This is a genomic window from Pseudoalteromonas sp. MMG024 (genome assembly GCF_021654175.1).
Lineage (GTDB): Bacteria > Pseudomonadota > Gammaproteobacteria > Enterobacterales > Alteromonadaceae > Pseudoalteromonas.
In genome coordinates this window covers 33,402-53,072 of record NZ_JAKFZO010000014.1, presented here as the reverse complement: position 1 = coordinate 53,072, position 19,671 = coordinate 33,402, and the positions used below count along the sequence as shown (strand labels likewise).

15 protein-coding genes are annotated in these 19,671 nt (G+C 40.3%); 14 read left to right on the top strand and 1 reads right to left on the bottom strand.

The window, feature by feature from the left end:
* Positions 1–65: 65 nt before the first annotated feature.
* The 9 genes from pyrD (at position 66) to L1068_RS14290 (ending at position 13,174) form a co-directional block, all read left to right on the top strand.
* Complete coding sequence (gene pyrD, locus L1068_RS14330; RefSeq protein ID WP_237130810.1) at positions 66–1,076, top strand: quinone-dependent dihydroorotate dehydrogenase; 1,011 nt, start codon at positions 66–68, stop codon at positions 1,074–1,076.
* A gap of 114 nt (positions 1,077–1,190) precedes the next feature.
* Positions 1,191–1,724 carry a cell division protein ZapC domain-containing protein gene (locus L1068_RS14325; RefSeq protein ID WP_040641629.1) on the top strand — a complete coding sequence of 178 codons (534 nt, stop codon included), beginning with the start codon at positions 1,191–1,193 and terminating at the stop codon, positions 1,722–1,724.
* Between the two features lie 66 nt (positions 1,725–1,790).
* Positions 1,791–3,923, top strand: coding sequence for a bifunctional 23S rRNA (guanine(2069)-N(7))-methyltransferase RlmK/23S rRNA (guanine(2445)-N(2))-methyltransferase RlmL (gene rlmKL / locus L1068_RS14320; RefSeq protein ID WP_237130809.1), 2,133 nt, complete (start codon positions 1,791–1,793; stop codon positions 3,921–3,923).
* Positions 3,916–4,140, top strand: a complete 225-nt coding sequence (locus L1068_RS14315) for a glutaredoxin family protein (protein WP_237130808.1) — start codon at positions 3,916–3,918, stop codon at positions 4,138–4,140. Before rlmKL ends, L1068_RS14315 begins: the two co-directional genes overlap by 8 nt.
* Before the next feature lie 2 nt (positions 4,141–4,142).
* Complete coding sequence (locus tag L1068_RS14310) at positions 4,143–6,053, top strand: ABC transporter ATP-binding protein (RefSeq protein ID WP_237130807.1); 1,911 nt, start codon at positions 4,143–4,145, stop codon at positions 6,051–6,053.
* Positions 6,054–6,064: 11 nt separating this feature from the next.
* The gene (locus L1068_RS14305; RefSeq protein ID WP_237130806.1) at positions 6,065–7,834 is read left to right on the top strand and encodes a DUF3466 family protein; all 1,770 of its coding nucleotides are present in this window, start codon (positions 6,065–6,067) and stop codon (positions 7,832–7,834) included.
* Between the two features lie 176 nt (positions 7,835–8,010).
* Positions 8,011–8,697: a translesion DNA synthesis-associated protein ImuA gene (imuA, locus tag L1068_RS14300; RefSeq protein WP_237130805.1), complete on the top strand. Its 687-nt coding sequence runs from the start codon at positions 8,011–8,013 to the stop codon at positions 8,695–8,697.
* Complete coding sequence (locus L1068_RS14295; protein ID WP_237130804.1) at positions 8,697–10,091, top strand: DNA polymerase Y family protein; 1,395 nt, start codon at positions 8,697–8,699, stop codon at positions 10,089–10,091. Before imuA ends, L1068_RS14295 begins: the two co-directional genes overlap by 1 nt.
* Positions 10,091–13,174 carry an error-prone DNA polymerase gene (locus tag L1068_RS14290; RefSeq protein ID WP_237130803.1) on the top strand — a complete coding sequence of 1,028 codons (3,084 nt, stop codon included), beginning with the start codon at positions 10,091–10,093 and terminating at the stop codon, positions 13,172–13,174. The genes L1068_RS14295 and L1068_RS14290 overlap by 1 nt, the downstream gene beginning before the upstream one ends.
* Positions 13,175–13,227: 53 nt before the next feature.
* Here L1068_RS14290 and L1068_RS14285 read toward each other — a convergent pair whose 3' ends face one another.
* On the bottom strand, positions 13,228–13,740 hold the full coding sequence (locus tag L1068_RS14285) for a DUF2062 domain-containing protein (protein ID WP_237130802.1): 513 nt from the start codon (positions 13,738–13,740) through the stop codon (positions 13,228–13,230).
* Between L1068_RS14285 and L1068_RS14280 the strand changes: the two genes are divergently transcribed.
* From L1068_RS14280 to kdsB, 5 genes are all read left to right on the top strand, one after another.
* The gene (locus L1068_RS14280; RefSeq protein ID WP_275419492.1) at positions 13,720–15,963 is read left to right on the top strand and encodes a DNA internalization-related competence protein ComEC/Rec2; all 2,244 of its coding nucleotides are present in this window, start codon (positions 13,720–13,722) and stop codon (positions 15,961–15,963) included. The two genes, L1068_RS14285 and L1068_RS14280, sit on opposite strands and share 21 nt — an antisense overlap.
* A gap of 69 nt (positions 15,964–16,032) precedes the next feature.
* Positions 16,033–17,766, top strand: coding sequence for a lipid A export permease/ATP-binding protein MsbA (gene msbA, locus L1068_RS14275; protein WP_237130801.1), 1,734 nt, complete (start codon positions 16,033–16,035; stop codon positions 17,764–17,766).
* Positions 17,766–18,737, top strand: coding sequence for a tetraacyldisaccharide 4'-kinase (gene lpxK / locus L1068_RS14270; RefSeq protein WP_237130800.1), 972 nt, complete (start codon positions 17,766–17,768; stop codon positions 18,735–18,737). The genes msbA and lpxK overlap by 1 nt, the downstream gene beginning before the upstream one ends.
* The gene (locus L1068_RS14265) at positions 18,727–18,924 is read left to right on the top strand and encodes a Trm112 family protein (RefSeq protein WP_237130799.1); all 198 of its coding nucleotides are present in this window, start codon (positions 18,727–18,729) and stop codon (positions 18,922–18,924) included. The genes lpxK and L1068_RS14265 overlap by 11 nt, the downstream gene beginning before the upstream one ends.
* The gene (kdsB, locus tag L1068_RS14260; protein ID WP_237130798.1) at positions 18,912–19,667 is read left to right on the top strand and encodes a 3-deoxy-manno-octulosonate cytidylyltransferase; all 756 of its coding nucleotides are present in this window, start codon (positions 18,912–18,914) and stop codon (positions 19,665–19,667) included. Before L1068_RS14265 ends, kdsB begins: the two co-directional genes overlap by 13 nt.
* Positions 19,668–19,671 lie beyond the last annotated feature (4 nt).

Below are 19,671 nucleotides of genomic sequence, written 5' to 3'. Positions count from 1 at the left end.
AAAAATTTAGATACAATACCCCGGAATTTTCCGGGGTATTTTTTTATTAAGAGGTCAACACAATTATGTTTTATGATTTAGCGCGTCGTTTTATGTTTAGTAAAGATGCTGAATGGTCGCATGACTTTGCTTTATCAAACCTAAAGCGATTTGCCAATACACCGTTATCGATGTGCTGGTCTCAATCGGTTGCCAGTAAACCAACCACGTTTTTAGGTTTAGAATTGCCAAACCCTGTTGGTCTTGCTGCGGGTCTTGATAAAAATGCCGAATGTATCGATGCCTTTTCACAAATGGGCTTTGGCTTTATTGAAGTAGGTACGGTGACACCGCGCCCACAGGCAGGTAATGACAAACCGCGTATTTTCCGTTTACCTCAGGCTAATGCGGTGATTAACCGTATGGGCTTTAATAATAAAGGTGTTGATTACTTACTAGCGAATGTAAAAAATGCGCAATACAAAGGCATTTTAGGCATTAACATTGGTAAGAACAAAGACACTCCTAATGAGCAAGGTAAAGACGACTACATTCACTGTATGCGTAAAGTATTTACCAGTGCATCTTATATTACGGTGAATATTTCATCACCCAACACCCCAGGACTACGTGACTTACAATATGGTGAGGCGCTAGATGATTTACTTGGTTCACTTAAGAATGAGCAGCTTGATTTAGCAGCAAAACACGGTAAACAAGTACCTATGCTGGTTAAAATTGCGCCGGATCTTGATCAAATTCAAGTTCAGCAAGTATCCGAATCATTTATCAATAATAAAATTGACGGCGTGATTGCAACTAACACGACGCTTGATCGCAGCGCAGTAGAAGGCATGCAACATGCGAATGAAGCAGGGGGCTTATCGGGTCATCCAGTTCGTCATAAATCTACGGAATTAGTTAAAGAAATTAAACGCTTAACTAACGGTGAGTTGCCAATTATCGGTGTCGGTGGTATTGATTCAGCCGAATCAGCGAAAGAAAAATTCGCCGCTGGCGCTGATTTAGTGCAAGTCTACACCGGTTTTATTTACCAAGGACCACCTATGATCAAAAAGATCATAAACTCCTTATAAGGATCGGTTATTTAACATTATGATCCTATTGAAAATATTCTAAAAAATAGTTTATTTTTAGTACCATAGCTCTATAATCCTCAAGATGTCATGTTTTGGGGATTTTTTGATATTATGTTGCAAGCAGGGAAAGATTGGCGTTGGCTAACGTGTAAAGAGCGAAACCGTTTAGTGTTGTATGTAGAATCAACACGCGAAGAGCTTGTTATGCCATATAAAACGCGTCAACTTACGCAAGCAGCAATCGAGGGCAGTTGCTTTAGCCTCGAAGATGCCGCCCTGTATGAGCAGATCTGTCATTATCTCTCAGCTTTTAGCATTTGGAGCGAAGGCGAAATAGCTGTCATTGCACTCCATGCGACTGCAGCCAAATTACACCTTAAGCCAGTACTGGCTAAAAGTTGGTTTTTCAAACCTTATCAAGGTCACACCCCAAGTACCGAAGCGATTATTACCTTGAATTCGCAAAAGCAAAGCGGTCAGTTTTTGATCATTGAATGCGGTAATGATGCCAGTGTGTGCATGTGTTTAGAGCACCAAATGCAACTAGACGATAATTTTGCATTAAGTCGTTTTGAAACCATTAAAGTGCTTAACGATCGCGTAAATCCTATCTTAATCAACCAATCACAGCTAAAACGCGCCTAGGCTTTATCGCTACTCGAATTTAAAACTGTTATACTTCAGCCAGATTTTTTAACTGGGTTTTTTGCTTTGAGCAATTCGCTTTCTTTTATTGCACTAACGTCGATTGGTGTTGAAAATTTACTCGCTACTGAAATTCAAGCGACTGGTGCTGAAATTACTAAACAGAGTATTGGTTCTATTCGTTTTAACGCATCCAATAAGCAAGCACAAACACTGTGTTTAGCGAGTCGCTATGCGACACGGGTGATGATGTTGTTGACCGAATCGGATACCGTTAATACCAAAGATGATTTATACGCGCTTGCCAAAGGGTTTGATTGGCAAGAGTACTTTGGACCAACACAAACGTTTGCAATTGATTTTAGCGGTACTAATCGTGAACTGAAGAATACTCAGTTTTCAACACTGGTAGTAAAAGATGCAATTGTCGATTCTTTCTTTGCAAGTCATCAACAACGTCCTAGTATCTCTAAAACGTCACCTAATGTGCGTATTGTTGGTCGTTTAAACAAAGAAAAGTGTGCTTTATATATCGACTTTTCAGGCCCAGGCCTTTCGAAGCGTGGTTATCGTCCTCATCAAGGTGATGCACCGATAAAAGAACACTTAGCGGCGGCGTTAGTGAGTCGTTCAGGTTGGCTAAATGATACCTCACGCCCGTTGTTTGATCCGTGTTGTGGTTCAGCAACGCTATTAATTGAAGCGGCGATGATGGCGTGGAATATTGCACCGGGTTTATATCGTAAACATTTTGCGTTCGAATCACTTCCGGGGTTTCGCGCGGCAAAATTCAAAGAACTAAAGCAAGAACTTAAAGACCAACAAACTGATCAAAAGCTGTATTTAATCGGTAATGATATTGATGAACGCGTATTACAAAAAGCGCAAAATAATATTGAAAATTTACCTTTTGCAAAGTTTATTCAGTTAAAAAAAGCAGATGCCAATAAACTCACTGCCGTAGCAAAACAGCCTGGAGTGGTGCTATCTAACTTACCGTATGGTGAGCGTTTGGGTGAAAAAGCAGAGCTAGTTAATTTATATCGTCATTTAGGTGATGCGTTTAAAAAGCATTTTAAATTTTGGCATTTGGCGCTATTTGCAACCGATGTTAGTTTATTAGCCCTCTTAAAACTTGCCAAGAAAAAGCAGTACAAACTGAAAAATGGCCCGTTAGATTGTGTGCTTAACCTTTATGATTTAGACGAAAAAAACACTGAGCAATCAAGCCAAACTAAACTTAACTACGATGGCTCAATGGCGTTTGCTAATCGCCTTAAGAAAAACCGTCAAGGCCTAAAATCATGGCTTAAAAAAGAACGCGTTAGTTGTTACCGTTTATACGATGCGGATATTCCAGAGTACAACGTTGCCGTTGATGTTTATAACGAGTACTTGGTGATTTATGAATATGCGCCACCAAAAACCATTGATGAAGCCACCGCAGAAAAGCGCTTACAAGATATTATTTATTTATCTGCGCAAACCCTTGATATTGCACCAAGCAACATTGTTGTAAAACAGCGTAAGCAGCAAAAGGGCACATCTCAGTATCAAAAAGCACAGCGAACCGACAAGTCAAAAAATAACATGACTGTAGAAGAGTACGGTGTGAAATTTAAAGTTAATCTACACGACTATTTAGACACAGGACTATTTTTAGATCACCGTTTAGCACGTCGTTATATGCAGCAAAACTGCAAAGATTTACGTGTACTTAATTTGTTTGCGTATACCTGTAGCGCATCAACGCACGCAGCGGTAGGTGGTGCAAAATCGGTCACCAGTGTTGATATGAGTAATACCTACTTAAAATGGGGCCGTGAAAACTTTGCGTTAAATAACCTTAACAGCCCACGTTATCATTTTGAACAAGCGGATTGCCTTGCATGGTTAGAACAAGCAAAAGGTCAGTTTGATTTTATCTTTTTAGACCCGCCGACATTTTCAAACTCAAAGCGCATGAAAAAAGAGTTTGATGTTCAGCGTGATCACATTAAGTTGTTTACCTGGGTAAAACGTATTTTGGCACCAAACGGTACCTTGTTGTTTTCAAATAACAAGCGCGGTTTTACGATGAACGAAGAAGGCTTACTTGACCTTGGCTTGATAGCAGAAAATATCAGCGATAAAACACTTTCGCCTGATTTTAAACGCAACAAGCAAATTCACAACGCGTGGCTTATCCGCAATGCCTAAGATAACGCTGTATCACACAGAGGGTTGTCACTTATGTGAGCAAGCGCATGCATTATTTGTGCAAGCCGGCTTAGCTACACAGCTTGATTTAGTCGACATTGTTGACGATGAAACGTTAATGGCCGAGTACCAGACGACGATTCCGGTAGCTGAGTTTAGCACTGGCACAAAATTATTTTGGCCATTTGATCTTGAAGACATTTTAAAAAATAAATAATCATGGATTTAATTAGAATTACAGGAGCGCAGTTAGCGTTCGGCACACACCCATTGCTTGATAATGCAGAAATGCTGATTGAAAATGGCGAGCGGGTGTGTATTGTTGGTCGTAACGGCGCTGGTAAATCAAGCTTGCTTAAAGTGCTTGATAGTCAAATTCAACTGGATGATGGTGAAATTAACCGTCTGAGTGGATTAAAAGTCGCGCGCCTTGAGCAAGACCCACCAAAAGGGGCAAATGGCACTGTATTTGACTATGTTGCCAATGGCTTACCGCACATTGCGACACTGTTGATCGAATATCACGAAGTGAGCGCGAGATTAAGTCAAGATAACAGTGAAAAAACACTTAAACAGTTCGAGCGCTTATCGTCTCAGTTAGAGGCAAACGACGGTTGGCGTTTCGAAACGCAAATAAACCAAGTGTTAAGTCAGTTAGAACTCGATCCAAACAGTGATTTAACCTCACTTTCGGGCGGTTGGCTTAGAAAAGTAGCGCTTGCGAAAGCATTGGTAGGTGAGCCAGATCTGTTATTACTGGATGAACCAACTAACCACTTGGACGTTGCCAGCATTGAGTGGTTGGAAAAATTCTTAAAAGAATTTAATGGTGCGATCGTATTTATTTCTCACGACCGTGCATTTATTCGTTCAATGGCAACACGTATTCTTGATTTAGACCGAGGTAAGCTGGTCTCTTACCCTGGTAATTATGAGAAATATCTAGAGCAAAAAGAGCACGCATTAAAAGTTGAAGAAAGCCAAAATGCCTTGTTTGATAAAAAACTCGCGGAAGAAGAAGCATGGATCCGTCAGGGTATTAAAGCGCGCCGTACGCGCAACGAGGGTCGTGTTCGCGCACTTAAACAACTGCGTGTAGAACGAAAAGCCCGTGTTGAAAAACAAGGCAAGGCCGATTTCAACATAGAAAGTGCCCAGCGTTCTGGCAAGTTAGTATTTGAAGCAGAGGCTATTTCACAAGGCTTTACAAATAAGCCAATAGTGAAAGACTTCTCTACCTTAGTTATGCGTGGTGATCGTATTGGGTTAGTTGGGCCAAATGGTGTTGGTAAGACAACATTACTGAAAATTTTATTTGGCGAATTAGCGCTGGAATCAGGCAAACTAAAGCAAGGTGTTAATTTAGAAGTTGCTTATTTTGATCAGTATCGCTCGATACTCGACGAAGAAGCCAGCGTGCAAGATAATGTTGCTGACGGTAAACAAGAGGTCAACATCGGTGGCCGCAGTCGCCATGTGCTTGGTTATTTACAAGACTTTTTATTCCCACCAGCACGAGCGCGTTCACCGGTTAAGTCGTTATCTGGTGGAGAGAAAAACCGTTTATTACTGGCAAAATTATTTGTTAAACCAAGCAATGTATTGGTACTCGATGAGCCGACCAATGATCTAGATGTTGAAACACTTGAATTACTTGAAGAAATTCTCGCTAATTATCAAGGTACTGTGTTGGTTGTAAGTCACGACCGTGAATTTATCGACAATACCTGTAGTACGGTATGGGGCTTTTTAGGTGATGGCAAAGTAGTGGAAGTGGTTGGTGGATACCAAGATTTCCAAAATTATGCGCAGTCACTTGCTGAAAAAACAGTAATTGAACAAAAACAAAAAGACACAGAAAAGGACAAAAAAGTCGCAGATAAGCCTTTAGCTAAAAAAGCAGGCAAGTTATCATACAAATTAAAACGAGAACTCGAAGAGCTACCCGCTTTATTAGAATCGCTTGAACAAGAAGTTGAAGAACTTCAAGAAGTTGTTAACTCCCCCGATTTTTTCAAGCAAGATAGCGAGCAAACTCAGAAAACCTTGAACCAATTACAGCAAGCAGAGTCGAAGCTTGAAACCGCTTTTATGCGCTGGGAAGAATTGGAACAATTACAGGATCAGTAGTAGGAATAAAAATGAAATATAAATTACTTGCAGCGGCAGTTTTTGCTGCAATCACGCCACAGGTTCAAGGCGCTACTCCATATGTTTTAGAAGAGCTTGGCAATCTAGATTACGCTAAACACGCGTATGTAACTGATGCAAACGAAGCGGGTCAAGCCGTTGGTATGGCGCAAGGCGTATTCAATATTGTTATTGATATTGCGGAATTAGATTTTGAAGACACACGTTTGACAAATGCGTATAAAGATCGTGAGCGTGTTTTTGAAAATCGTGATGAAGAAATTACCTTCACATTAGACGATATCGAAAATGGCAATATTAATGGCGATGCGCAACGATTTCTACAAGACTTTTTATTGTCATCTTATGCTGATAGTCGCTATCAGAAAATTTCTTCAAATAGCGGCTCCGAATTTAATGTTGCCATTGAATATAATAACCCAACGCAAGAGCGTGTTATTTATGATGTAGAGCATCCTGATTATGACGGTGGTTTAACACGCTCAGTTGAGAACATTTTAACATCAATTGCAGAAGATGGTGTTAAAGCTGGCTGGGGTTCAGCACCTTATACCAAGATTCAATTTACTGAAGACGGCGAAACTGAATCGGAAACACATTATATTCGTGATTTTACCCGCCGTGGTTTTGTAATGACCAACACCGGCGAACGAGTTGATTTAATGCCAACAGAAGTTACTTATGGTGGTATTTCTGGTGCGTATAATATCGTTCAGGTAAGTGATGGTTACTTGGTAGTGGGTGAAACATCAGTCAGTATTGCTTCTGATTCACAAGAGTCATTGGACGAAAGTTGTGACGGCGATAAACTTCCAGTAGAGGTATGCCATGAGTCGTATGTAAATTCTTCAAGTCGTGCTCTTTATAACCGTAATGCGACAATGTGGCGTTTAGATAACGCATTAAACGTGACTGATACCGTTGATCTTGGGTTAGGTATTGTACCTGATGAAGATGAGCAAAAGAGAGCGTGGCGCAGTACCGCATTAGCGGTTAATGACAACGAAATTGCGGTAGGTTATTCTGTTGTTAGGTATCGTGATGGCGACGGTATTACGCAATATCCGGTGTACTACAAAGATGGTAATGTTGTAGAGTTTATTGACGAATACGATTACCGACCAGGTGGTCGAGCAGTTGCTATTAATGATAATAATATTATTACAGGCTATGCAATTAAGCGTATTGAAAACACTGAGCGCAGTAAGTTCTTTTATCATAATGTTGCAACCGGCGAGACAGTTTTTCCAACAGACTTTTTTAAAAGTAGCTCTGCGGTTGCGACAGACATAAATGATAATGGCCTGATTATTGGTCAAGGCGAAGTTGAAACAAGCTCCTCAGCAAGTCGTCGCAAAGAAGCGTTTATCTACGATATTAATAAAGACACCTTCACTAATCTAAATGACTTATTACCATGTTTTGCAAATGATGGCGAATCATCATTCCCATATGTGGTTGCGGAAGCAATCAGCATTTCAAATGATGGTACTGTATATGGCACAGCGACAAAAACTGTAGATAAGCGTGATGCTCAAGGTAATGTTGTGGTTGATGCTAACGGCAAAGTAGAGCAAGAAAGTGTGGTTGTTTCAGTGAAGCTGAAATATAACGCTGAGGGTGTTGTTGAGAAGTGTCCTGAGAAAGCACAAGAAACATATGAACGCCAAGGTGCATCGTTTGGTGCATTAGGTTTGTTATTATTGCCACTTGTAGCAATTAGACGACGTTTTTTAAATAGTAAGTGTTTTATACAGTAATGTTTTGTGCGTTTATTAAAAGTTAAGCTATAAACTCATATTCATAACATTTTGATAAAAATTATGATTTAAGGCCAACTGCAGAAACAGTTGGCTTTTTTTATTGCGGATCCATTGATCCTCAACACCAAAGGATTATACTGTATATAAACACAGTACAATCCTTTGGTGTATTCATGAATTCACTGATCAAGCAATTACATCATCGCAATCTGCTTTGGTATGCATCCAATCGTATTCAAACGCAGCAGATAGAAAAGCATCAAACGGGCTTTACAGTTTTAGATGAAAAGCTCGCTGGCGGTATGCCCACTAATGGCGTGATAGAACTATTGAGTAGTCCCGGCATTGGTGAACTTCGATTGATTGCACCCAGTTTTAAAATGCGGCAAAGCCGTTTTATTGTGTTTATTTCACCGCCCGCGTTAGTTAACAGTGCTGCTTTGCATCATTTAGGTGTCGATGTTAGTCAAGTGTTAGTACTGTATCCTGAGCAACATAAAGATGCGCTTTGGGCAGTAGAACAATGTTTACAAAGTGGCAGTTGCAGCGATGTTATTTATTGGCCGCAGCAAGATTTAACGATTTCCCATATCCAGCGCTTTCAGCAAGCAAGTAAATCGGGTAAAAACCGTTTGTTTTACTTAAATAGCTATAAAACCAGTCAAGCGAGTTTGCCTGTTACTTTAAGCTTAACATTACAAGCACATCCACAAGGGCTGAAAGTAAAGATAAACCGCCTAAAAGGTGGTTGGCCAAGTGATTATTTTATTGTTGATATGCAAACGACATGGCCTTATTGCACCATTGCATCTTCGCCTATCAGCAATGTCATTGCATTTCCGGTTGATAAGGCTGGTTAATGTTAAATTGGCTTTACCTTTACTTTCCACAGTTACAACTCGATACGCAATTTGAAATGTCGAGCACCGAGGTAATTGCCTTGGCCAATCACCAAGGTAATTTAGTACAACTTTCAACGGCGGCTAAAAAAAAAGGATTAACGCAAGGGCAAGGATTAGGGCAAGCTAGCTTATTAGTTTCTGATCTGGCGGTTTATCCTTATCAAGAAGAAGTGGAAGTGGCAGAGCTTAAGCGTATAGCCAGTGTACTTTATAACTACACTGCAGATATTTGTATTATGCCGCCAAAAGGTTTACTGATAGCGTGTGATGGTATGCAGTCCTTATATAACAATAGTGATCAGTATTGGCATGTGCTTGAAACACAGTTAAAAACATTGGGAGTTCAGTATTATTTCGCAAGCGGAACTTCACCATTGTTGGCAAAAGCATTAGCACAAGCCGGTACTAATGTGATTTTTACAAACCAGAAAAATGCGCGTAATCAGCTTGCGTTATTGTCATTACAATTTGCTGATATCACTACAAAAGAAATTGCTTTGCTAGCTCGCGTGGGGATTACGCATTTTAAGCAATTGTTGGGGGTATCGCTTGATGAATTAGCTAAGCGCTACTCTCGTGAATTAGTAATGTATGTAGGTAAATTAACAGGCCAATATCCGCATCGAGTGACGTTTTACATACCTGATACTCATTTTGAAAAACAGCTAACCTTACATTATGAAGTATCGCTCACTAAACATCTTGAAAAACCACTTTTACTTGTATTAAAGCAACAACAAGCCTTTTTACTCTCTACCTGTAAGTTAGCAAAGCAAGTGACCCTTATTTTGCATTTTAGAGAAGTAGCCAATTTGGTATTTGAACTATCATCAGCGCATGCTGAATATCGCGCTGAACACTGGTTAACGCTTTTTTTATTACGTTTAGAAAATACCGAGTTACCAGCGCCAGTTATCGCATTAACTATAAAAAGTGATTACCTTGTATCTAATTTAGGTGTAGAAGGCGATTTGTTTTCACAGCATAAATCAGGCTTTGATACTGCAATTTTAACCGCAATATTACAGGCAAAACTTGGGCAGGAGCAGGTTAAAACCTTAACTGTTTATAATGACCTAAGGCCAGAAATAGCCAGCCAAGAAAATACATTCAACACGTTATCAAATGCGCCACAAATGAATTTAATCCGGCCAAGCTTTATGCTGCGCTCACCTGTAGAACTCACCCAGTCGATCACAATATCGCATGGCCCTGAACGCATCGTGACGGGTTGGTGGGATAATAATAATGTTGCTCGTGATTATTTTATTGCACGAGATGAGAGTGGACGGTGGCTGTGGGTTTTTCGTACGCCAAAAAAACAATGGTTTATTCATGGGTTTTTTAGCTAATGAATTATGCAGAATTAGTTTGCCAATCAAATTTTTCTTTTTTACATGGGGCATCACATCCCGAAGAGCTGGTTGCCACAGCCGATAACCTTGGTTACTCCCATATTTCGATTACAGATGAATGCTCTGTTGCTGGAGTTGTACGTGCACACCGAGAGATTAAAAACCACCAAAGGGCAATTAAGCTAATTGTTGGTAGCTTATTTACGCTTGAAGGTAGTTTAACAGTTGTTTTGTTATGCCCAACAAGAAAAGCTTATGCAGAGTTATGTCGAATAATCACCAATGCACGGCGACGCAGTGAAAAGGGCAACTACCTGTTGACTCGGTGGGATTTAATGTCAATCAAACACTGTCTTTTTATTTGGCTACCAAAGGGCGAAAATATTGATCATCATTGGGCTAATTGGCTTAAAAAGCACCATGAAGATCGTTTATGGCTGGGGTTAACACGCTTTTTATTAGCGCACGAGTCAGAGTATATGGAGCACTGCCAACGCTTGATAACGCAATATGATATAACGCCTGTGGCATGTGGTTATGCGCTGATGCATCAAGCCAATAGGTTGCCGTTACAGCACGTATTAAGTGCCATTAAAGCACGTAAAACAGTCGCTCAATTAGGACAAAAACTACTTTCCAATGAAGAATATGCATTACGTGAAAAACAAAAGTTGTCACGTTTATTCTCACCTGATGCTCTGGCGCAAACGACGGCTATTGCAAACCGGTGCCATTTCAACCTTGATGAATTGAGGTATGAGTATCCAAGTGAATTAGTGCCAAAAGGCGTTAGTGCAATGGCTTATTTAAGGCAATTAGTGAAACAGGGCATCGCGTATCGTTTTCCTGAAGGGATCACTGCGGATATACAGGCGACCATTGATAAAGAACTCGCATTAATTGAAGAGTTGGATTATCCATTTTATTTTTTAACTATTCATGACATTGTTATGTTTGCTAAAAAAAATGGCATTTTATACCAAGGTCGGGGATCTGCTGCTAACTCAGTGGTATGTTATTGCCTTGAAATCACCGCAGTTGATCCGCGACAAATAGCCGTATTGTTTGAGCGTTTTATTAGCAAAGAGCGAAATGAACCGCCTGATATTGATGTCGATTTTGAACATCAAAGACGTGAGGAAGTGATCCAGTATATTTATCAAAAATATGGTAGAGAACGCACCGCATTAGCCGCAACTGTGGTGAGTTTTCGTTTTAAAAGTGCCATTCGAGAGGTTGGTAAAGCGCTGGATATTGAAGGCAGCAAGCTTGAATATTTTATTAAAAATATCAATCGTCGAGATAAAACGACGCACTGGCAAACGCAGTTACAGCAGTTGGGGTTAGATCCGCAATCAAATAAAGCCCAGCATTTTGTATTGCTCACGGAGCAAATTTTAGGATTTCCAAGGCATTTATCGCAACATGTTGGGGGCTTTGTTATTTCATCAGGCCCGTTATATGAACTGGTTGCTGTTGAAAATGCCGCGATGAAAGAACGTACGGTGATCCAATGGGATAAAGATGATTTAGAAACCCTTGGTTTATTAAAAGTTGATATTTTAGCCCTGGGCATGCTCAATGCGATACGCAAATGTTTTCAAGAAATTAAAATGCGTCATCAAAGGCAGTTGTCCATAGCTGATATTACCCGGGTAAGCGATGATGCAGCGGTTTATCAGATGATCCAAAAAGCCGATACGGTTGGGGTATTTCAAATCGAATCGCGAGCGCAAATGAGCATGCTACCGAGGCTAAAACCGACAAGTTATTACGACTTAGTAATCCAAATTGCCATAGTGCGGCCTGGGCCTATTCAAGGTGATATGGTGCATCCATTTTTAAAGCGACGTAATGGCATTGAGGCCATTTCATATCCCTCAAATGAGGTCAAAGAAGTGTTGGCGCGTACGTTAGGCGTGCCTATTTTTCAAGAGCAAGTTATCAAAATAGCCATGGTCGCTGCGGGTTTTACTGGTGGTGAAGCCGATCAGTTACGGCGTGCGATGGCAAGATGGAAAAAGTCAGGGGAATTACAAAAGTTTAAGCAAAAACTGATAAATGGCATGTTGTCTCGAGGTTACCAAATGCAGTTTGCAGAACGCCTTTATCAACAAATATGTGGCTTTGGCGAGTATGGTTTTCCTGAATCGCATTCGGCGTCGTTTGCTGTGCTTGCATATGTATCGGCTTGGCTTAAACATTATTACCCTGTCGAATTCTATACGTCCTTACTAAATAGCATGCCTCTTGGTTTTTATAGTGTGTCGCAGTTACTGCAAGATGCAAAACGACACAATATTGAAATTGCTCCGGTATGTGTTAATCACTCATATTATCAACATACAATTACTAAAAAAGGTGTATTACAAATCGGTTTTTGTATTATTAAAGGTGTTACTGCATCTGATATTGAACAGCTTATCAACCAGCGACCTAAAACAGGCTACGAAAGTATTGAGCAACTTAAACAACTGGGTATTAAAGCTCGATTATTAGCGCAACTTGCTAGTGCCAACGCGTTATCTGTGCTTGCAGGCAACCGCTTTGCAACACGTTGGCAGATCATGAACAGTGAAAGTGATTTACCACTCTTTAACGGCTTTAACACTAATCAGGCAACAGAGCAAAAGCCAGCAGTGCCGTTCCATCAAGCACCCAGTGAATCAGATAATGTCGTTGAAGATTATCAATCAACTGGGTTTTCCCTTGGTTTACACCCAATTGACTTATTAGAAGCTAAGGGAGTATTACCATCGTTTTGTAAGGCAAATGAGTTAACAGGAAAAACACATAAATCATTAGTGACAGTGATTGGCGTTGTGACAGGAAAACAAGCGCCGGGCACTGCAGCTGGCGTGACGTTTATTACGCTTGAAGATGCGACAGGAAACATCAATGTTGTCGTGTGGCAGGGCACATCATATGCACAGAAAAAAGCATTTCTTGGCGCGAAAGTTTTACAAGTTAAAGGAATATTAGAACGAGAAGGCGATGTTATTCATATTATTGCAGGTAAACTTATCGACCTAACTGATAAGTTAGATAAATTAGCCGCGAAATCTCGGGAGTTTCATTAGTGCTGAAATGAGAATATGCAGTTAATGCTTTTCTTATGCCAAGTTAGATGTCTTTAGCTTCTGTTTTTACGTGCTTTCCATTGTTTTAGTACTGAATAGCGCCACAAATAATCAATACCAAAATAACCAATAGCGGAGGCAGCTGCTGCACACACTAAACTGCCTACCATAAACGCAGGACCAATGCTTGATAAGCTGTCAACAAACCACTGCCAGCTTGCTTGGAAGGTAAAATCTTGTTTTTGTTGCCCTAACACTAAATAGCCGACTAAGTAGTTAAAATAAAAAATCGGTGCCATAGTTAAAGGGTTGGTGATCCAAACCAATGCAACAGATAGCGGGAGATTTACGCGAAATGGAATCGCGATTGCTGCGCTTAGCAGCATTTGAAAAGGAACTGGAATAAATGCCCAAAATAACCCAACTGCAAATGCACCACGCGCTGAGCGTCGATTTAAATGCCATAAATTTGCATCGTGTAACATGTCGCCAAAAATACTAAGCGTTTTGTTTTGCTTAATCTTATTATGATCAGGTAACAGCTTTTGGATCGTCTTTTTTGGCATGGCGGTTTACATCTTCCTTTTTGGCAAAGCATAGTGTGCTTTGTAGTTGGCTGCATATTGTCACTATTTTTCTTCAATACGCTAGTTTTTTTTTCGACAATTATACTGGTTGTACTAGTGAACGTCGTTATTGCAACAAAAAACACCGCCAAATTTTACGCGATAATCACGCTACTAGTCGGTGCTAGTTACCCCATTTTATATTATCACTGTGTTTATGGCAGCAACCTAAGCTACGACGAGTTACAACAAAAACAAGTACTGCACGGCATTATAGAACAAATAGATAACTATCAATTTAATGACCGTCTAATTGTTAAAACAACAAAAATTGCCAATACGACTTTAAGGCCTTATGCGTTAATGCGAGCACAAGTTTATATATCTCGTGCAATCAATACTCAGTATAGCCCCAAAGTAGGTGACACCATATCAATACGCGCCAAGTTCAAGCCAATTAAACCAAGGTTAAATGAGGGCTTGTTTGATAGGCGCTTACATAATTTTTATGTGGGATTAAAGTACAAAGGCAGCGTTTCGAAAACTGATGATTTTGCTGTGTTAACACGCGCTACGCCGTCGCACATTACTAATCTGGGGAGTTTATCTCGTTATAGTTGGCTATATCGAGGTGTATTATTTGGTGATACTAGTGCAATGCCTGCAAATATTAAAAGCGCGGTTCGAAACTTAGGAATTGCACATTTATTTGCGGTTTCTGGCCTGCATATGGCGATTGTATTTGGCTTTTCATTTTGGTTAGGGAAACTAGCGCTATTACTTGTGAGCAAGTTTGCATTTCACAATACTCTCAGAATTGCACCTTATTTTATTGCCATCGCGGCGTGCTCAACTTATCTTCACGCTGCTGATTATGCCACCTCAGCAATACGTGCATTTATTATGATTGTATTAGTGTGTTTATGCTTATTAGTAAATCGCAGTTATACCAGTAAACGGGCATTATTGTGCGCGTTATTGCTGGTTATATTAGTTAACCCATTTGTGTTGTTAAGTGCGGGGTTTTATTTTTCATTTATTGCAGTTGCCAGCATTCTGGTTGCCCTTGATTTGGTAAACAAGTGGCGCATCACTCATCCTTTGTATCAACTTGCATTTATACAATTGGTAATTAGCATTACGTTAGCGCCGTTGACTGTGTTGTTTTTTAATGGCACCAGTGTATTGAGTGTTTTTATAAATCTTATAGCGATTCCGCTGTTTTCGTTCTTTGTAATGCCATTAATGCTTTGTGTGGTGTTAGTTGATTATGCGCTTTCTTTTTCAACGCCGTATCGTTGGTTTGATGCGCTATTGAAATTACTTATCAATTATATCGAGCGAATTGGTGAACATATAACATGGCATTATGTGCCTCAAATTAGTTGGCAGTTAATAATGCTAACAATCGCTGCTGTTTTATTGCTGCTTTATTATTATCGAAGCGCGTTGCTAACATTACCTATTCTAGTATTTTATTATGCCCATGCTCTTAATAAAGAGCCGAACCTGACAATACGTATATTGGATGTGGGTCATGGCTTATCGGTGATCATAAGTAAACAAGGTGAAGCGGTGCTCTATGATTTAGGCGCGCGATATCAAGAATTCAGTTATTTTAATCATCTGGTGTTACCCACCTTAGCGATTAACCGTTTGAACTTAATCAAAACAGTGATAAGTCATGATGATAATGATCACAGTGGTGGATTAACCGATTTACGACATGCTGGTTATTTTTCGACGATAAGTGGGTTTGAAAAAGCCTGTAATATAAATGCAAATTGGTTAGAAAATGTAAGGTTTAAGTCATTTTCAGCACCTCATACAGTACACAGTGATAATAACAGTTCCTGTGTTCTGCTTATCACAAGTGGCCAATTTAAACTGTTATTAACAGGTGATATTGAAGTTGAGCGGGAAAACACGTTGTTAGCGGAGCCACGCATTCAGAATATCGATGTGCTTGTTTCGCCTCACCATGGCAGTAATAGTTCATCAACCGAAGGCTTTATTAATAAAACGCAACCTCGTTGGGTAGTTCATTCGGTGAATGCATATAATCGTTGGCGATTACCAAGTTTAGCGGTTGTTACACGTTATGCCGACTATGGCACCAAGCAGCTAGCAACCTCACGTGGCGCAGTCAAAATAGTCGTTACATCAAGCGGATATACTCTCAGTTATGCAAAACAGCAAAATTACTGGTTTCTCGTTGATTAACACTGCGAAATTCTTGGGTTTTGCATCATAGCGCTATACAATAGGCGCAAATAAATTCAAGTTAGCACCATGACAACCTCATCTGATTACTACAAGCGTTTATTAACCTACGTCAAACCGCATAAACTCGCAGCCACATTCGCCATTATTGGTATGTTAGGCTATGCCGCAATGGACGGATTATTTGTTTATTTAATGGACCCGTTTATTGAGCAAGGTTTGACGGCAAAAAATCAAGAGGTTATGAAGTGGGCACCGGTTGTAGTGATTTTATTGGTGCTATTTCGCGGTGTGTTTAACTTCGTTTCAAGTTACTGCTTAGCCAATGTGGGCTCACACGTGGTGATGGCAATTCGCAAAGAATTATTTGCTAAATTACTTCATTTGCCGGTGTCATTTCACGATCAGCATTCAACCGGTGAATTAATTTCAAAAATTACCTTTGATGCAGAACAAGTTCAAACAGCAATAACAAAAGCCTTAATCACCATAGTACGAGAAGGGGCGTTTGTTGTTTTCTTAGTGATCAATATGTTGATTGCCAGTTGGCAATTATCCTTGTTGTTTATTTTAGTTGTCCCCATTGTTGCAGGCATTGTATCAATCGTGTCTAAACGCTTTCGTGTTATTGCAAAACGCATTCAAGATGCCATGGGGGGCGTAACACGCGCGTCTGAACAAATGGTAAAAGGGCATAAAGTCATTCATTCATTTGGTGGTCAAGAAATTGAACAGCAGCGCTTTGCCGATGTGAATAACCGTAATCGCCAACAACGAGTAAAAATGGATGCGACGAAAGCGCTGAGCGTTGCCAGTATTCAAATTATTGCTGCATCTGCCATTGCTATGGTGTTGGCTGCAATTGGCTTTAAACTTGTTGAGCCTATTTCTACAGGCGCGTTCGTGAGCTTATTAACCGCAATGATGATGATGCTACGCCCGTTAAAACAGCTATCAAATGTGAATGTAGAATTGCAGCGCGGTATTGCAGCTGCAAAAAGTATTTTTGATATATTAGATTTGGAAAATGAAAAAGACACTGGCTCAAAAACGCTGGAAAAATGTCAGGGCCATATCACAATTGAAAGTTTGTCATTCGCTTACCCCAATACAGAGCGCAATATTTTAAACGAACTAACCATGGATATTAAACCTGGCCAATCCGTCGCCTTAGTTGGTCGTTCAGGCTCAGGTAAATCGACACTCTCTAACCTGTTGCCACGTTTTTACGATACCTATACCAATGGCGATATCAAACTCGACGGGCTATCGGTTAATAACTTTGATTTAACTTGGTTGCGCGAACAATTTGCCATCGTGTCGCAACAAGTTGTGTTATTCAACGATACTATCGAGAACAATATAACCTACGGTTTTAAAGGTGATATCACCTCTGAAAAGCTGCAAACAATTGTTGAGCAATCGCACGTTTGGGAATTTGTAAAAGATTTACCAGAAGGTTTACAAACCATTGTCGGTGAAGATGGTGTAATGCTTTCTGGTGGACAGCGTCAACGCATTGCTATCGCGCGAGCACTGCTTAAAAACGCGCCAATTTTGATTTTAGATGAAGCTACATCAGCACTCGATACCGAGTCAGAAAAATTAATTCAACATGCGTTAAACGATTTAATGAAAGGGCGCACCTCGATTGTTATTGCGCACCGTTTATCAACGATTGAAAACTCTGATGTCATTTATGTATTGGATAAAGGGCAAATAATCGAGTCGGGTTCGCATGCTGAGCTAATTGAAAAGCAAGGTGCCTATTTAGCACTGCAAAAAATGCAGGCTAATGACTAATGAATGCGATTGAAAAAAGCTGGTATCAAAAATTTGGTATTACTTGGCTTTTATTACCGTTAAGTGCGCTGTTTTACCTAATTACGCTATATCGCTTCTATCGCAAGCGAAGATTACAATTGGCGACTGATAAACCAAAAGTCATTGTTGTGGGTAATATTTCGGTAGGTGGCACAGGCAAAACACCATTTACCTTGTTTCTTGTCGATTATTTGAAGCAAAAAGGTTTATCTGTTGCGGTTATTTCACGAGGCTATGGTGGTCAAACTCAAAGCCAACCTTTATTAGTGACAGATAACATATCGCCAGAGATCTGTGGTGATGAACCTAAGCTGATAGCCGTTCGCACAGGTGCACCTGTTGTAGTGTGCCCAATGCGAAATTTAAGTATCGATTATTTAAAGAAGCACATTAACCCTGATGTGATTATTGCTGATGATGGATTGCAACATTACCAAATGGCGCGTGCTATGGAGCTTTGCATTGTTGATGGGAAACGTCAATTGGGTAATGGCTTTGTTATGCCGGCAGGTCCACTTCGCGAAGCGAAAAGCAGACTAAAACATGTTGATTTAACCATTACTAATGGCACTGCAGAGGATAACGGGTACCAGCTTATGGTAGATGGTATATATCGCATAATTGATGGGCAAAAAGTTTCCAATTTAGACAGCCCAGTTCACTTAGTGAGCGCAATAGGCAATCCCAGCCGCTTTGAGCAAAGTGTAAATGAGCAGAATATTCTGGTGCACGGGCATACTATTTTTAAAGATCATCACACATACAGTGAAAGTGACTTTGCCGCACTAGACGTTTCAATCTTAATGACTGAAAAAGATGCGGTAAAATGCCAGTCATTCGCGAAAGCTAATTGGTATTATTTAAAAGTTACCGCTAAACCGACTAAACAACTGGTCGACAAACTCGACCAGTTATTAATTGAAAAAGGGATCCATAATCATGGCGTTTGACACAAAATTACTCGAAATCATTGCTTGCCCTGTAACAAAAGGTCATCTTAAATTTGACCGTGAAAATTTAGAACTTATTAGCACTCAAGCAAAATTGGCTTACCCAGTAAGAGATGATATCCCGGTATTGCTTGAAGACGAGGCACGCGAACTATCACTTGAAGAGGTTGAAAAGTGGAATTCGTAGTCATCATTCCAGCGCGCTATGCGTCGAGCCGTTTACCGGCTAAACCACTGGCAGATATACAAGGCAAGCCAATGGTGCAGCACGTATATGAAAAAGCGCTGGCATCAGGTGCAAAACGCGTAATTGTCGCTACGGATCATATTGAGATAGAAGCGGCAGTTAAACGCTTTAATGGTGAAGTTCTCATGACTCGTGAAGATCATGAGTCGGGCACAGAACGCCTTGCTGAAGTGGTGACAAAACTTAACTTACTAGATGACACAATCGTAGTGAATGTACAAGGTGATGAACCGTTAATTCCACCGCAAAACATCGCGCAAGTAGCAAGTTTGTTAGCATCCGATTCGGCGCCTATGGCAACGTTAAGCGTGGCAATCGACGATATTGAAGAAGCCCTTAACCCTAACGCGGTAAAAGTTGTGGCTGATAATCACAATAATGCGTTGTATTTTTCACGCGCAACGATTCCTTATGATCGAAACCGCTTTTTAGGAAAAGATGAAATTTCTGAAATTGGCGACTTCTATCAACGCCATATTGGTATTTATGCGTATCGTGCGGGTTTTATAAAAGAATATATTACCCTTGACGTATCACCGCTTGAGCAAATCGAATCATTAGAGCAGCTACGTGTGTTGTATCATGGCAAAAAGATAAAAGTCCAAACGGCAATCGAAGCGCCGCAGCCCGGTGTTGATACGCCTGAAGATCTCGCTAAGGTGAATGCTTTTTTAAGCAAGTAAGTTG